At 48.9% G+C, this 15,382-nt stretch carries 16 protein-coding genes; 9 read left to right on the top strand and 7 right to left on the bottom strand.

The genetic code is table 11. The annotated features are described in order from the left end of the window. Positions 1 to 90: 90 nt before the first annotated feature. Positions 91 to 870 carry a class II glutamine amidotransferase gene (locus FEE96_RS10700; RefSeq protein ID WP_138163044.1) on the top strand — a complete coding sequence of 260 codons (780 nt, stop codon included), beginning with the start codon at positions 91 to 93 and terminating at the stop codon, positions 868 to 870. On the opposite strand, the gene FEE96_RS10695 is transcribed toward FEE96_RS10700, so the two are convergent. The 4 genes from FEE96_RS10695 to FEE96_RS10680 form a co-directional block, all read right to left on the bottom strand. Beyond that, positions 860 to 1,429: a TetR/AcrR family transcriptional regulator gene (locus FEE96_RS10695; RefSeq protein ID WP_138163043.1), complete on the bottom strand. Its 570-nt coding sequence runs from the start codon at positions 1,427 to 1,429 to the stop codon at positions 860 to 862. The two genes, FEE96_RS10700 and FEE96_RS10695, sit on opposite strands and share 11 nt — an antisense overlap. A 255-nt stretch (positions 1,430 to 1,684) precedes the next feature. Then, positions 1,685 to 2,845, bottom strand: a complete 1,161-nt coding sequence (locus FEE96_RS10690) for an HD domain-containing protein (protein ID WP_138163042.1) — start codon at positions 2,843 to 2,845, stop codon at positions 1,685 to 1,687. After that, positions 2,842 to 3,090 carry a hypothetical protein gene (locus FEE96_RS10685; RefSeq protein WP_138163041.1) on the bottom strand — a complete coding sequence of 83 codons (249 nt, stop codon included), beginning with the start codon at positions 3,088 to 3,090 and terminating at the stop codon, positions 2,842 to 2,844. Before FEE96_RS10685 ends, FEE96_RS10690 begins: the two co-directional genes overlap by 4 nt. Further along, entirely contained in the window at positions 3,090 to 3,743 is a 654-nt protein-coding gene (locus tag FEE96_RS10680) for an alpha/beta hydrolase (protein WP_138163040.1), read from the bottom strand. The genes FEE96_RS10685 and FEE96_RS10680 overlap by 1 nt, the downstream gene beginning before the upstream one ends. A gap of 191 nt (positions 3,744 to 3,934) precedes the next feature. On the opposite strand from FEE96_RS10680, the gene iscR reads away from it, so the two are divergent. The 8 genes from iscR to FEE96_RS10640 all read left to right on the top strand — a co-directional run bounded on the left by iscR (position 3,935) and on the right by FEE96_RS10640 (position 11,500). Continuing rightward, positions 3,935 to 4,396, top strand: coding sequence for a Fe-S cluster assembly transcriptional regulator IscR (gene iscR, locus FEE96_RS10675; protein WP_138163039.1), 462 nt, complete (start codon positions 3,935 to 3,937; stop codon positions 4,394 to 4,396). A 55-nt stretch (positions 4,397 to 4,451) separates the two neighbouring features. After that, positions 4,452 to 5,495 (top strand): cysteine desulfurase family protein, encoded by a 1,044-nt coding sequence (locus FEE96_RS10670; protein ID WP_138163038.1) that lies wholly within the window; start codon positions 4,452 to 4,454, stop codon positions 5,493 to 5,495. Positions 5,496 to 5,510: 15 nt separating this feature from the next. Continuing rightward, the gene (gene sufB, locus FEE96_RS10665) at positions 5,511 to 7,034 is read left to right on the top strand and encodes a Fe-S cluster assembly protein SufB (RefSeq protein WP_138163037.1); all 1,524 of its coding nucleotides are present in this window, start codon (positions 5,511 to 5,513) and stop codon (positions 7,032 to 7,034) included. 147 nt (positions 7,035 to 7,181) lie between these two features. Continuing rightward, positions 7,182 to 7,937 carry a Fe-S cluster assembly ATPase SufC gene (gene sufC / locus FEE96_RS10660; protein ID WP_138163036.1) on the top strand — a complete coding sequence of 252 codons (756 nt, stop codon included), beginning with the start codon at positions 7,182 to 7,184 and terminating at the stop codon, positions 7,935 to 7,937. After that, entirely contained in the window at positions 7,938 to 9,218 is a 1,281-nt protein-coding gene (sufD, locus tag FEE96_RS10655) for a Fe-S cluster assembly protein SufD (RefSeq protein ID WP_138163035.1), read from the top strand. Next, positions 9,218 to 9,703: a YIP1 family protein gene (locus FEE96_RS10650; RefSeq protein WP_138163034.1), complete on the top strand. Its 486-nt coding sequence runs from the start codon at positions 9,218 to 9,220 to the stop codon at positions 9,701 to 9,703. The genes sufD and FEE96_RS10650 overlap by 1 nt, the downstream gene beginning before the upstream one ends. Further along, positions 9,700 to 10,287, top strand: coding sequence for a YIP1 family protein (locus FEE96_RS10645; RefSeq protein WP_138163033.1), 588 nt, complete (start codon positions 9,700 to 9,702; stop codon positions 10,285 to 10,287). Before FEE96_RS10650 ends, FEE96_RS10645 begins: the two co-directional genes overlap by 4 nt. After that, positions 10,280 to 11,500 carry a cysteine desulfurase gene (locus FEE96_RS10640; protein WP_138163032.1) on the top strand — a complete coding sequence of 407 codons (1,221 nt, stop codon included), beginning with the start codon at positions 10,280 to 10,282 and terminating at the stop codon, positions 11,498 to 11,500. The genes FEE96_RS10645 and FEE96_RS10640 overlap by 8 nt, the downstream gene beginning before the upstream one ends. 244 nt (positions 11,501 to 11,744) lie before the next feature. Here the strand turns inward: FEE96_RS10640 and FEE96_RS10635 are convergent, their stop codons facing one another. The 3 genes from FEE96_RS10635 to FEE96_RS10625 all read right to left on the bottom strand — a co-directional run bounded on the left by FEE96_RS10635 (position 11,745) and on the right by FEE96_RS10625 (position 14,962). Next, positions 11,745 to 12,608, bottom strand: a complete 864-nt coding sequence (locus FEE96_RS10635; RefSeq protein WP_138163031.1) for an acyl-CoA thioesterase — start codon at positions 12,606 to 12,608, stop codon at positions 11,745 to 11,747. Positions 12,609 to 12,626: 18 nt separating this feature from the next. Then, entirely contained in the window at positions 12,627 to 13,838 is a 1,212-nt protein-coding gene (locus FEE96_RS10630) for a serine hydrolase domain-containing protein (RefSeq protein ID WP_138163030.1), read from the bottom strand. A 95-nt stretch (positions 13,839 to 13,933) separates the two neighbouring features. Next, a complete protein-coding gene (locus FEE96_RS10625) occupies positions 13,934 to 14,962 on the bottom strand; it encodes a phosphotransferase family protein (protein WP_138163029.1) in 1,029 nt (342 codons plus the stop codon). Positions 14,963 to 15,382: the final 420 nt, after the last annotated feature.

The following is a 15,382-nucleotide window of genomic DNA, read 5'->3' as shown; positions in this document are numbered from 1 at the left end:
CCTGTTTGCGGCTGCGGTATAGTGGAGTCCCGAAATCGTTTGACTAAACCAGATGATACTAATTCGCCATGAGTTCAGGAAGGAAACGCTATGTGCCGCTGGGCTGCCTATTTTGGAGAACCAATTTTTTTGGAAGATATCATCTCCCGACCTGATCACTCCTTGATTGCGCAAAGCCAAGAGGCGGAGGAAAGCAAAACATCAACCAACGGAGACGGGTTTGGAGTGGCTTGGTATGAAAACCGTCCGACTCCTGGGCAATATAGAGATGTCTACCCCGCTTGGTCGGATCCAAATCTACGGGCCGTAGCACACCAGGTTCGTTCTGGCCTGTTTTTAGCCCATGTCCGTGCCTCCACTGGGTCTGCAATTAGTCGTAACAATTGTCATCCGTTCACGGCCGGGTCATGGAGTTTCATGCACAACGGCCAGGTTGGGGGATTCGAACACTTTCGTAAGCAAGCCGATATGTGTGTACCTGATGATCTGTATCAACATCGCAAAGGTGCCACTGACAGTGAAATCCTGTTTCTGCTGGCCTTAGGCGAAGGGTTGGACAAGGACCCGCAGGCGGCGCTTTCTCGCGCTGTCGCCCGAATGGAAAATCTATCTCGCCAAAGCGGGATCTCACCACATATGAGGTTATCAGTCGCTTTTTCTGACGGGGAACGACTATTTGCGGCCCGATATTCTTCGGATCATATTGCGCCTTCGGTCTATTACCGCTGGTGTGAAACCCGGCAAGGCTGGGCTGTTGTGTCTGAGCCATTGGAACCAGATGAGGAGGGCTGGACAGAACTCCCACCGGGGAAGTTTCTCGAGCTAAATGGCAAAGGCACGGTGCTATCCGAGTTCCATCCTAGCTTTTAGGGTTGGCGCCCTCTAGGATCGTCTCGGCAATGGTCTTCGCATCCTGCGCGGCCGTTTCGCTTTGGCTAACGTGGGCTGCTATGATTGCGCCTTCTTTTAATACCATTAGCTGCCGGGTCAGGGTGTTAGTGTTGTCGTAGCCTGCCAAAACAAGCAACTTTTCAATATGCTCTGCAAGGAGCAGCTTATGCTCGGCGGATTGTCGACGAATGGGATGGTTTGGTTCTTGAAATTCTGATGAGGCTTTGATGAACATGCAGCCATGGAATTCAGGACTGTTGAACCATTCCCCCAGCACATCAAACAGTGCCAAAACTTGGCCTTTGGGTGTCTCTGAAAGCTCTTCTTGACGCCGTTGTATCATATTGCGGAATAGTTCATCCCTAAGGCGTAACGACGCAAGAATGAGGTCTTCTTTCGTTTTGAAGTGCTTATACATGGATGTTTTAGAAATCCCGGTTTCTTTCACCAGCATATCCATGCCAGTTGCGTGAAACCCATTCAGATAAAACACTGAAAGTGCTTTTTGGACCAGTTCATCTCGTTTGTTTGCACGCATTTTGTAGCCACCCAGATAAATGAACCATATTCGGCTGCCTTCATTGGCAAACTAGGGCGATGCATACTGGTATTCAAGTGTTCATTCTTTACAGATCAGTACACTGCAAATTGGGGTCTACTGATCTGTTCATTTTTTAATCAGACCGAAACAATAAATGGGATGGAAACAACAGAAAAGGTCGAGGTTTTGCAATGTAAACGGGCGCCAAAGCTAGGCACCATGAAGTCATACTTGAGAATATATGTGGAACAGCTAGTCGAGCCCTTGGCTCACAAACCAAGGTTCGATTTGGGAACGCACAAAATCCCAAACTCTTGGCGCTCCCAGTTTAACCTTATCGCCGACACGATAATCGACCTGAGCAAGAGACACCGAATACTCGATCCAGCTACCACCGCCATTTTTCAGGTTCAAAAGAACAGGCTGAACTCTGTCGATAGATTTAGCATAGATTGCATCATTGCTTTGAGCGGCTTCGAATTCATGCCACAGTGCAGTGAATGACACTTTCTGCGCTTCAGGAAGCAAACCAAACAGGCGCTTTGCAGCGGCCTCTTCCTTGGCAGCCATCTTCTTATGATCGATCTCACCGTGAATAGGCGTATCTCCGGCATCAATCTCAACTAAATCATGCAAAAGAAGCATTTGCATCACTCGGTTAATGTCGATTTCAACAATTGAGTGTTCAGCCAATACCCACGCGTACAACATGATATGCCAGCTATGCTCCGCGGAATTTTCCCGGCGCGAACCGTTACCCAATAACGTGGCACGGAGAACGTGTTTCAATTGGTCTGCTTCATTTAAAAACGGCAGCCGCGAAGTAAACGCTGTGCAATCTAAGGTATTTGGCCGCCCCAATAACAACGAGGCGTGGGCAAAGGCTGTGGGGAAATTCTGCTCTAGTGAAGCAGCGCGACCACCATCAATGTTGCCTTTAACTATCTCTAAATGTTCAGGAACTGGATCAATGCCATAGAGGGTTTGAAAAATTGGCTGACAACGGTCCAATTGCTTGGCAAATATTGCATCAATGCTTTGGTTTGCCTCAAACTCGCGCCAAAGGTCTAACATTTCCGAGCCAAGATCATCAGGGAGAAGGCCAAACAAACGTTGCGCGGCGACTTCTTCAGCCTGTGCAACTTTTTGCCAGTCTGTAGCTTGATGTATGGGGTGGTCCCCTACATCAATTTCAACCAAGTCATGCAACAGCAGCATTTTGATGACACGTGAAATCTGCACCTCTGGGGCGGCGAGTGAGGCGAGAATAAGGGCATAGAGCGCTAAATGCCAACTATGCTCAGCCGAATTTTCACAACGTGAACAGTCTATAACTAGATTTGAGCGTACAACATTGCGGAGCTTGTCAGCTTCCTGAAGAAACTCAAACTGCGCCGCTAGCCGTTCGTTCACGTTTTTGTCTTCGCGGCTGTTTCGGCCGCAACTTGAGCTTCGGAAATTTTGGAATTGAGGAATTTACGCGCTATCCGCTCAGCCAAGCGCACACGCATTTCGGTTAGAAAGGCTTCTTCCAGTGTTTGTGAGGAAGCGGCCAATACGCCGCTTACCTCCATGAACAAACGGTCCTGACCAGTGGCATCCTGCACTTTCATAGTGTCGTCTGCCAGTTTTTCAGCGAGCCGCTCTAGCGTACCCATCAGCGTGTGTTTTCTGTAAGTCTGCGCTTCACGTATTCAGACACGTTACCAATCATAGTGTCCATATGAGGCTCTTGGAAAAAGTGGTCAGCCCCTGGGATTTCCTGATGGGTAATTGTGATACCTTTCTGCTCATGAAGTTTGTTCACAAGGTTAACGGTATCAGCAGGAGGTGCGACGCGGTCAGAGGTACCGTTGATGACCAGACCCGAGGACGGGCAGGGCGCAAGGAATGAGAAGTCATACATATTCGCCGGCGGCGAAACTGATATGAAACCTGTAATTTCTGGGCGGCGCATCAACAACTGCATGCCGATCCAAGAGCCAAAAGAGAAGCCCGCAACCCAGCAATGTTTCGAGTTGTTGTTCATCGATTGCAGATAATCGAGTGCCGAAGCTGCGTCAGACAGCTCTCCAACTCCTTGATCGTATTCACCTTGACTGCGCCCAACACCTCGAAAATTGAAGCGTAGAACAGTGAACCCCATGTTGTAGAACGCATAGTGGAGATTATAGACCACTTTGTTGTTCATGGTGCCGCCGAATTGAGGATGTGGATGCAAGACGATGGCGATGGGGGCGTCTTTTTCTTTTTGTGGATGATAGCGGCCTTCAAGGCGGCCTTCGGGTCCGGGAAAAATGACCTCAGGCATGGGCGGTTGGATCCTACTCTGACTTTTGCGGGAAGTACCTGCAGGGTAAACTTGACGAATTCCCTAGGGCACCTTAGAACAGTTCTAAATTCTGGCGCAAGCTAATGCATTGCACTGTGTCGCTGAGATACTCAACGATGTGGTGAAGGTCAATGTTTTCGCAAGGCTCAATCCGTTTGGAGACCATAAACATGAAGCTTTCGACAAAAGGACGCTATGCGATGGTGGCCTTGGCCGACATAGCGTTGCATTCAGAAGGTAATTTGGTTGTTCTTGGCGATATCGCCAAACGTCAGGATGTTTCACTTCCTTATCTAGAGCAGCTTTTTGTAAAACTTCGTCGGGCAGAACTAGTTTGCTCGGTTCGCGGGCCAGGTGGTGGCTATCGTTTGGCTAGACCTGCTTCGGAAATTAGAGTTGTCGACATATTGTCGGCAGTGGATGAAACTGTCGACGCTATGCATAAAGGGGCGGGTGCTTCTGGCGGTGCTTCCGGTAGTCGTGCACAGTCTTTAACCAATCGCCTGTGGGAAGGCTTAAGCGCGCATGTCTATGTTTTTCTTCATCAAACCCGATTGTCGGATGTGATAGAAAACGAATTGGCACCTTGCCCAGCAGTTCCTAGCTTGTTTTCGGTTGTTGACGCGGAATGAATGCTTCACAAGACCATTCTGTCGCTAGACGACACAGCTTGGAAAACATACATCCATGACTAGGATTTATCTGGATCATAACGCGACTACGCTCTTACGACCCGAAGCACGCGTTGCAATGATTGCTGCAATGGACATTTGTGGCAATCCGTCTTCGGTACATGGCGAAGGTCGCGCTGCCAAAGCTTTGGTTGAAAATGCACGTGCTCAAGTTGCATCCGCATTTGGTGCGGATGGAGCAGATGTGGTGTTTACCTCTGGATCGACAGAAGGAGCTTCGTTGGCTTGTAGCGGACGTGGCTTACAGGGATCAGAAGTTGAACATGATGCTGTAAGAGCTTGGATAGACGAAGTTCTACCCGTTTCGACGAATGGAGAGGTTTCGGTAAATGCCCCTCAAAACTCGGTCCTGCAGCTTGCCAACTCTGAAACTGGTATTTTGCAGAAATTGCCGCAAGGCCTTGCTGTGACCGACGCCACGCAGGCATTTGGAAAATTGCCGATTGCGTTCAACTGGATGGGTGCCACAATGGCGCTGATTTCTGCTCATAAGCTGGGCGGTCCCAAAGGAATTGGTGCAGTAGTATTGAAGCGAGGAACCGAACTAAGGACCCAGATTAAGGGAGGCGGGCAGGAAATGGGGCGACGGTCCGGCACCGAAAACGTAGTCGGGATCGCTGGGTTTGGAGCTGCCGCCGAAGCCGCAAGTCGAGATTTGGAAAATGGAGTCTGGGAGCGGGTAGAGGGGCTGCGAAATCTTCTTGAACAGGCCCTTGCGGCGGGAACTAAAGATACTATTTTTGTCGGGAATTCTGTGGAGCGCCTGCCAAACACATCGTGTTTTTCGACGCCTGGTTGGAAAGGCGAAACACAGGTAATGCAAATGGACTTGGCTGGCTTTGCGATAAGCGCCGGTTCAGCCTGTTCTAGCGGTAAGGTACGTGCAAGCGCAGTCCTGACCGCTATGGGATACGGTGAGACAACTGCCCAGGGCGCCATCAGGGTGTCACTTGGCCCCGAAACAAGCGAAAGCGACGTGCTGCGGTTTGCAGACACTTGGCTGGCAAAAGAGAAGATATTCCGCGCTCGGGTAGCGTGAGTTTAGGAGACTAAAATGGTTGCTTTGGATCAGACACAAGTAAAAGACGGCGTTGATCAAGAGACTGTTGATGCCGTTCGGGAAGTGGGCGGCGAATACAAATACGGTTGGGAAACCGAGATCGAAATGGAATACGCGCCTAAAGGTGTGTCGCCAGATATTGTCCGGCTAATTTCGGAAAAGAATGAAGAACCCGAATGGATGACAGAATGGCGTTTGCAAGCTTATGAACGCTGGCTTCAAAAAGAAGAACCGACCTGGGCTATGGTAAATTATCCGAAAATTGATTTTCAGGATATCTACTATTATGCGCGCCCAAAATCGATGGAAGTCAAACCAAAGTCGCTTGAAGAAGTTGACCCTAAGCTTCTGGCAACATACGAAAAGCTTGGGATCCCCCTGAGGGAGCAAATGATACTTGCTGGTGTTGAAGGCGCAGAGAAAGCCCCGGCGGAAGGACGCAAAGTGGCCGTCGATGCGGTTTTTGATTCCGTGTCCATTGGCACAACTTTTAAGGAAGAGTTGAAAGCCGCAGGGGTTATTTTTTGTTCCATATCCGAAGCGATTAGAGACCATCCTGAGCTTGTTAAAAAGTACTTGGGTACTGTCGTCCCAGTGACCGATAACTATTATGCGACACTGAATTCGGCGGTGTTTTCTGACGGCTCATTCGTTTACGTTCCGCCTGGTGTCAGGTGTCCCATGGAACTGTCTACATATTTCCGTATCAACGCGGAAAACACTGGCCAGTTTGAGCGCACTTTAATCATCGCAGATAAGGGTTCATACGTCTCTTATCTAGAGGGTTGCACAGCTCCTGCTCGTGATACAGCACAACTGCATGCCGCTGTGGTTGAAATTATCGTCGAAGAAGACGCTGAAGTAAAATATTCCACTGTGCAGAACTGGTACCCTGGAGATGAAGACGGCAAGGGCGGAATTTACAATTTCGTGACCAAGAGAGCGGATTGTCGTGGTGACCGATCCAAGGTGATGTGGACACAAGTGGAAACAGGTTCGGCGGTGACTTGGAAATATCCATCTTGCATCCTGCGAGGCGAGGAAAGCCAAGGTGAGTTCTACTCGATCGCCATTGCAAACAACATGCAACAGGCTGATACTGGTACAAAAATGGTGCACCTTGGTAAAAACACAAAGTCACGTATCGTGTCGAAGGGAATCAGTGCTGGTAAAGCTCAGAATACATATCGCGGGCTTGTATCTATGCACAAAAAGGCCAAAGATGCCCGTAACTACACCCAATGTGACAGTTTGTTAATCGGCGACAAATGCGGTGCCCACACAGTGCCCTACATTGAGGTCAAAAATAATTCTGCACGCGTTGAACATGAGGCAACAACTTCTAAAGTCGACGAAGACCAGCTTTTCTATTGTCGCTCTCGCGGAATGGACGAAGAAGAGGCGGTTGCACTGGTGGTAAATGGATTCTGCAAAGATGTTTTGCAGGCCTTGCCGATGGAGTTTGCTATGGAAGCTCAACAGTTAGTGGCAATTTCTCTCGAAGGATCAGTGGGGTAACAACCTCTAACGGGGCAGTCTCATCTGAATTTATCCTGGTCGGCTCCTGCCGCCAGGGAGTGATAGACGCCTTGGGGAATTTTGAGGACTAGCCAATGGCTTGGCCCGCCCCAAGGTAAGTTGAATGTTCGCGATAAGGAGCGAAAAATGTTGAATATCAATAACCTGCACGTCCAGCTTGAAGAAGAAGATAAGCAGATCCTAAAAGGTGTTAACCTGACTGTTGAGCCTGGAAAAGTACATGCAATTATGGGGCCGAATGGCTCCGGCAAGTCGACACTTTCTTACGTTTTGTCAGGCAAAGGCGGCTACGAAGTCACTGAAGGTTCAGCCACTCTGGATGGCCAGGACCTGCTGGAACAAGAAGCTGAAGAACGGGCAGCTGCTGGCCTGTTCCTAGCTTTCCAATATCCTGTTGAAATTCCGGGTGTTGGTAACATGACGTTTCTACGTACTGCCGTAAATGCCCAGCGAAAGGCGCGTGGTGAAGACGAATTGAGTGCAGCCGAGTTTCTAAAGGAAGTTCGCGCTCAAGCAAAATCTCTGAAAATCGACGCGGAGATGCTGAAGCGTCCGGTAAACGTTGGATTTTCTGGGGGTGAGAAAAAGCGTAACGAAATCCTTCAGATGGCGATGCTCCAGCCAAAGATGTGTATTCTGGATGAAACCGACTCTGGTCTGGACGTGGACGCGATGAAATTGGTCGCCGAAGGCGTAAACGCATTGCGTAGTGAGAATCGTGGATTTCTTGTTATCACTCACTATCAACGTTTGCTGGATCACATCAAACCGGACGTAGTTCACATCATGGCCAATGGGCGCATTGTGAAAACAGGTGGCCCTGAACTGGCGCTGGAAGTTGAAAACAACGGTTATGCCGATATTTTGGCAGAGGTGGGATAAATGGCACTGCCTGAACTGAAACAAACGGCCACTCAAGAACGGCTGTCGTCGCTTTCTCAACCCGAAGGTGGATGTCTTGCTGGTGCACGTCATGCGGCGTTGTCGCGCGTTCAGGCAACAGGGTTGCCCGGCCGGCGTGATGAATATTGGAAATATACGCGACCTGATACGCTGGTGCAGGCTACGGCGCCGGAAGCCTCGGTGTTTCATCACGATGAAGAACCGATGTTTGACGGTTTTGATCGTTTGAAAATTGTGTTCGTTGACGGTGTGTTTGACGAAAGTGCTTCGGATGACCTAGAACTGGAAGGTGTTCGAATTGACCGTATCTCAGACATTTCGAAGCAAGACATTCATTGGGTCAAAGACTTGTACGGTGTTCTTGAAGCGCGTGGCCAATCCCCCGTGGCTCGCCCGTTGGCTGCGTTAAACACAGCCTTTGCCCGCGAAGGTGTTGCAATCCACGTAACAGGTAAACCAAGTAAGCCGATTAACCTGATCTACATCCACAAATCAGAAAAATCGGATGCAATGTTGCATCATGTGATACGGGTTGACCCTGGGGCCGAGGCCACGATCCTTGAAAACGGTCCAGCCGCCTCGCGGTTCAATAAATGTACTGAGATCGATATCGCTGACGGCGCATCGTTGCATTTAATTTGCGCCCAAGGTCGAGACCATGAACGCCGCGCTGCAACTCATATGTTCGCCAGGTTGGGCAAGGAAACGACATTCAAGAGCTTTACCTTGACCGTTAACGGCGTTTTGACGCGCAATGAGACTGTCGTGGAGTTGTTAGGGGATGACGCTGTAGCCCATGTTTCTGGCGCTTGTGTCGGCGACGGTGATTTTCACCACGATGATACGGTTTTTGTAACGCATGATGCAGTCAATTGCGAAAGTCGGCAGGTTTTCAAAAAAGTGCTTCGCAATGGAGCAACTGGGGTATTCCAAGGCAAAATTCTGGTTAAGAACAAGGCGCAAAAAACTGATGGATATCAGATCAGTCAAGCGTTGATGCTCGATGATGACAGCCAGTTTCTCGCAAAACCAGAGTTGGAAATCTACGCTGATGATGTTGTTTGTTCGCATGGCTCGACATCAGGAGCGATTGATGAAAATGCCTTGTTCTATCTAAGGTCTCGAGGCGTTCCAAATGATGCGGCAACAGACTTGTTGACACTGGCTTTTCTTGGAGAGGCGGTCGATGAAATCGAAGACCATGAGATTGCCACAGACATTGTTGAGCGCCTCGAAAATTGGTTGATCCGGCGGCGCTGATGTCGGTTATTACTGATATTGCAGCCACATATCGAAGGCCGCGCCGCGTTGTGGCGCGTCTTTTGTCGTACGGCAAACGTGAAGATAGCGCCTTAGCAATTCTGATGGGTAGCTGCATTTTTGCTTTTATTTCTCAGATGCCAAATTTGGCGCGAAAGGCCCATTTGGATGGACAAGAACTCAATATGTTGCTTGGCGGGGCGCTGTTTGGTTGGATATTTATCGCACCACTGATGTTGTATACTGTTTCATGGTTGACGCATTTGGTAGCCCGCTTGATTGGCGGTGAAGGCGATAGTTTTGGGGCCAGAATTTCGCTGTTTTGGGCAATGTTATCAGCCAGCCCACTGATACTTCTTAACGGTCTAACCGCTGGGTTTATCGGACCCAGCCCAGCCCTGAACCTTGTTGGCATACTTTGGTTGGTGTTTTTTCTGTGGTTTTGGATTTCTGGTTTGTTCGTGGCGTACTGGAGCAAAAAATGAACATTCAGTTACAACCTCTGGTGATGTTAACACTTACCGCACCAGGCCAAGCCGCAGGTAATATCCTGACCTTGAAATGGCCTCGGCAAGTCCTATGGACCGGTCTCATCTTGGCAATAGCTCTAAACGCAATTGTTTATTCGTTTCAGGAACTTGTGTTTCCTCTCCCCAGTGATTTAGGCCTCCCCAAACTCTCGCCCCTTACTTACTTCGGTGTAATGTTGGCTATTCAAGTGGTGTTTGTATTTGCACTATTTGTTATGGGACGCTGGCTAGGCGGGCAGGGGAGTCTTGAGGACCTTCTGGTCCTCGTTGTTTGGCTTCAACTGCTTCAGGTAGCTTTGCAGATTATCATGACGCTGTTGTTTCTTGTAGCCCCCTTATTGGCAGGTCTCTTGAACCTTGCTGCAACGCTGTTTGGGCTATACATCTTTGCCAATTTTATCAACGAAGCGCACCGGCTGGGTTCCCTGTGGCGTGCTTTTGGCGTTTTGTTGATGGCCAGCATTGCCATAGCACTTGTGCTGTCATTTATTCTAGGCCTCGCAGGGCCTTCCTTACTAGGACTTTCCGCCAATGTTTGACGTGGACAAAATCCGTTCTGAATTCCCGATCCTCTCGCGAGAAGTGAACGGAAAACCCTTGGTCTATCTGGACAACGGTGCTTCAGCGCAAAAGCCAAAAGTGGTTATTGATGCAATAACACGGGCCTATGCAGAGGAATATTCCAATGTACACAGGGGCTTACACTTCCTTTCTAACCTTGCAACTGAAAAGTACGAGGCGGTTCGACAAACCGTATCGCAGTTTTTGAATGCTGGCGACGAAAATACAATTGTTCTGAATTCGGGCACGACTGAGGGCATCAACCTCGTGGCTTATGGTTGGGCAATGCCTCATCTCCAGCCTGGAGATGAAATTGTGTTGAGCGTCATGGAACATCATGCCAACATAGTTCCCTGGCACTTCCTGCGAGAGCGCCAGGGGGTAGTATTGAAGTGGGTTGATCTTGAGGCTGACGGAAGCCTGGATCCACAGGCCGTAATAGACGCAATCGGACCTAAAACAAAACTGGTTGCAATTACGCAATGTTCCAACGTTTTGGGAACCGTTGTAGATGTAAAATCTATCACAAAAGCCTCACAAGAGAAAGGCGTCCCAGTACTGGTAGATGGGTCTCAAGGTGCAGTTCATATGCCTGTGGATGTTCAGGACATAGGTTGCGACTTTTATGCAATCACAGGACACAAGCTTTACGGACCATCTGGTTCAGGAGCCATTTACATACGACCTGAGAGAATGGCGCAAATGCGTCCATTCATAGGTGGCGGTGACATGATCAAAGAAGTCACCAAAGACCACGTTACCTATAACGACCCGCCAATGAAGTTCGAAGCTGGAACGCCAGGTATTGTCCAAACGATTGGTTTTGGTGTTGCGTTGGACTACATGATGAATTTGGGGATGGAAAACATCGCAGCGCACGAAGCAATGTTGCGCGACTATACTACCCGACGTTTTGCAGAATTGAATTGGCTGAAGGTTCAAGGGCAAGCAGTTGGCAAGGCTGCGATTTTCAGCTTTACAATGGAGGGCGCAGCTCATGCGCACGACATTTCAACTATCCTTGATAAGAAAGGTGTAGCAGTCCGTGCAGGACATCACTGTGCAGGTCCGCTGATGGAGCATCTGGGCGTCTCAGCGACGTGTCGAGCATCCTTTGGACTGTACAACACTAAGGCTGAAGTTGACACGCTAATAGAAGCGCTTGAACTGGCACATGAGTTGTTTGGTTGACTGATTTTGTAGTTGGTTAGAGAACTGCAGTTAAACGCCCTGTAAGCAATTTCTACGAGCACGGTGCGGCAGCCAGACACCTGATCTGCCGCACCGTCTTTGGCAATTCTGGGCCAGAGAAATTATTGCGTTTTCAACTCTCGGAGGGTCGCTCACACCAAAAAAGCTAAAACATGCGTATAATCGGTATTATGTAATATCAGTAAGGAGTCATCTGAAGATATTTGATCCGGCACCTTCAACATTATGATCTCAATGGACGCATCAAACCTTCTTGCGCAACGCTGGCCACTAACTGACCGTCCTGAGTATAAATTGAACCACGATTGAAGCCACGACCTCCGCCAGCAAACGGTGAATCCATGGAATACAAATGCCAGTTTTCAAAATGAACTGGTGCATGAAACCACATTGTATGATCCAGGCTCGCGGTCATAGCTTCAGGACGATACCAGGTTAACCCATGTGGGCGTAACGCAGATCCGAGTAAGCCAAAGTCAGATGCATAGGCCATTAAAATGTGCTGCAGTTGCGGATTAGCTCCTTTGGCTGCTTCCATTCGTATCCACATATGGTTGATATCGCTGGTCTCCACAGGATTAAGTGGATCGCGCGGATCAACTTCTCGAATTTCGAACGGACGCTCGCGTGTGAATTCAGTTCTTTGGCTCGCTGTTATACGATGTGCGTGCTGGCTGTGCTGCTCAGCCCTGGAAACCAACTGTTCAGGTCCAGGAACGTTCGGTATAGAATGCTGATGCTGCCAACCACTTTCAGAAATGTGAAACGAAGCAGCAAGGTTCAAAATCTGCTTGCCATTCTGCATAGCGACGACACGTCTGGTCGTAAAACTACCACCATCTCGGGATGGATCTACTTCATAAATCACTGGCAATGACGGATCACCAGCGCGAATGAAGTAGGCATGAAGCGAATGACATAGCCTGTCTGGTACAGAGGCATAAGCAGCTGCCAATGCCTGCGCAATGACTTGCCCCCCGTAGATACGGGTTGGCGTTTCTCCGCCCGATCCAATGCCTCGATACAGGTTTCGATCAAGCCGCTCTAAGTCAAGCAAGTTGAGTAAGATCTTTGCAGCATCAGTCATTTACAGCGCCCCATTAATTCAATCTAAGATCGCCGCATGGACTAGCGCTTTCAATTCGGCTCGCGCAGGATACGAACTTGAAGGCGACAACTGGGTAAAGAACACGACGGAAAGGTCCAATTTTTGGTCAACCCAAAAGAACGTTGAAGCCATCCCTCCCCAACCAAAGTCACCAACCGATCCAGCACAGCGCGTACGTCTTGGATCCAAAACAACGGATCCCCCCAAACCAAATCCCATGCCTTCCATCGGTTGTTCGGCGAAGCTTTTAGGACCCATTGAAGCGATGTCACCTGCCAAATGGTTGTTCATCATGAAGTCAACTGTTTGAGGCGCAAGAATTTGTAAATCCTGATGTTTGCCGCGGCAACGTAACATTTCAGCAAACCGCACATAGTCATCAATGGATCCTGTTAGCCCACCTCCCCCCGACATCATTTCAGCTGCCAGAAATGGCGAGTTATCATAGCTATCTATCAACCGTAGGCTTTCTCTGCCCTTTTGGGCCGCTGTCAAGGCCATGGCCTCACCCTGGAGTGGTGTATACAGTGATGCAAACCGATTTCCGGCCCCGTTAACAACTGAAAAGCCTGTTTCGGTCATTCCCAGGGGAGTGAAAATTTCTTCATCGAAGAATTTGGCTAACGTACGTCCAGAAATAACTTCAATAACCCGCCCAATAATATCTATGCCGATGGAGTATTCCCACCTCGCCCCAGGCTGGAATGCAAGTGGATAGCTGGCGGCATCTGCTGCCAGATCAACAAGTTTCCCCTGATCAGCTTTAAAAACTAAATCGTCTTTTGCCATCGATTCTCCCAGTACACCTGGGTTGAAGGGATAGCTCAGGCCACTGGTATGGGTCAGTAGTTGGTGTAGCGTTGGCGAATAGCTAGGTTCGGTTTGATCAATCGATGTCGCACTTGGTATCAACGCCGTCATTCGGCCAAATTCCGGAATAAAATCTGAAACAGGCGCATCCAAATGGACTAATCCACGTTCAACCAACATCATCAATGCAACTGAAGTTACGGGCTTGGACATCGAATATATTCGGACCAAGGTGTCGCGGTCGAACGAAAGGTTTTCTTGGACGTTGCGTAGCCCAACAGCGTTAAAAAGGACTTCATGCCCAGCCCGCTGGATCAGAACAGAGCTACCAGAAAACTTTCTTTGATCTACATAGCGTTGCTGCCATTCTTTTAAGTATTTGAGGCGCGCTTGATCCATCGAAGGGCCTTTTCAGTTTGGTATGGATTTTCGTTTTTGCTGGCATTGTTTAGTGCAAATCGTCGCCCTATAAAAGTGATCACTCCAACTCCAGGCTACTTTACAAGAGCTTCCAGTCCCTTGCGGGCAAAAACAGGTACATACTCTCCTAATTTCTGGGCATGATCAGGATTAGAGGCGTTGCCCTCTAGTGCCCGTTTGAGCACACCTTGAAGGATTGCCGCCATCCGAAAAAAACTGAATGCCAAGTAGAAATTGAAGTTTTCAATCACTTTCAATCCTCGGTATTCACAATAGGTATCAATGAACTGCTGATCAGTAGGCAGCCCAAGTGCTTTTCGATCAACGCTGGCTAGTCCACGACCCTCCTGCCCCGGCGGCATTTGCCACTGCATGATCACTGCGGCCAAATCAGCATACGGATGGCCGATCGTCGACAGTTCCCAATCTAGCAGCGCTTGGCAACTGGTACCATTGTGCTGAAAAATCATATTGTCGATGCGATAATCGCCATGAACTAGACTGCGTTGCCCATCATCTGCAGGCATCTGCGTTTGTAGCAATGATATCAATTGGTCCATCGCAGTGATGGGTTGCGTTTGAGTAAGAAGGTACTGCTTGGACCAACGTGCCAATTGCCTTTCAAAATAGTTCCCCGATGGGCCATAGTCCGACAGACCAACCAAATCGATATCTACCTTGTGGAGTTCAGCCAAAACCCTGGCCATCTCATTGATCACCAACCTTCGACTGTCATTGTCTAGCTCTGCTAGTGTTGGTTCCACAAAATTCCGTCCGTTAACATGATCCATAATATAGAAAGATGAACCGATAACAGCGTTGTCTTCACATAAATGCAACATGGTAGCGACCGGTACACTGGTCTCTGCAAGTGCTTTCTGAACACGAAATTCGCGCTCAACTGCATGGGCCGATTTCAACAAAACGCCAGTTGGTTTTCGTCTGAGAACATAGTTTCGGGAAGGAGTGTTGAGTAAGAAAGTTGGGTTCGACTGGCCGGTTTCGAATTTTTTTGCGTCCAATGGCCCTTCGAATTTACGCAGATGCACACGCATGTATTTTTCAACAGCCGCTAGATCCAGTATTTGGCCGCTTTCGTTCATTTTGAGCTCCCATTTTTCTGCTTCAGGCAAACGTTCAGCTGAAAATTGCAACAGATTTTCATATCGGTTACGCCACGGATGAACTAGGGTTTACTACTTAGCGCGCCCCCAGCTCAGATTTGCATTTACCAATTGGGTTGACAATGTGTGAGCTGGCACAAAGACCTTACGTAAATTAGCCCCAGAGGCCATGCATTCCAGAGGATAATCAACTGGTATCCGCTTCTAGATCAACAGTTTAACCTTTCCACGCAAAAACACTCTCTTCCAGCTTAGTGGTTCTGCGTACAGTTGCATTGTCTGACGTCAGCGCCTATGGGTCCAAATAGGGTAATTTGATAAGAGAGTGTTTCTGGCTCATCGTCACCACTGAGGAGTGGAAGATGAGAAAGACAACCAAGAGCCCTGGCGAGAAGATCG

It is taken from the genome of Parasedimentitalea maritima, assembly GCF_005771405.1.
Classification (GTDB): Bacteria; Pseudomonadota; Alphaproteobacteria; order Rhodobacterales; family Rhodobacteraceae; genus Parasedimentitalea; species Parasedimentitalea maritima.
This window is presented reverse-complemented; position numbering and strand designations above follow the sequence as displayed.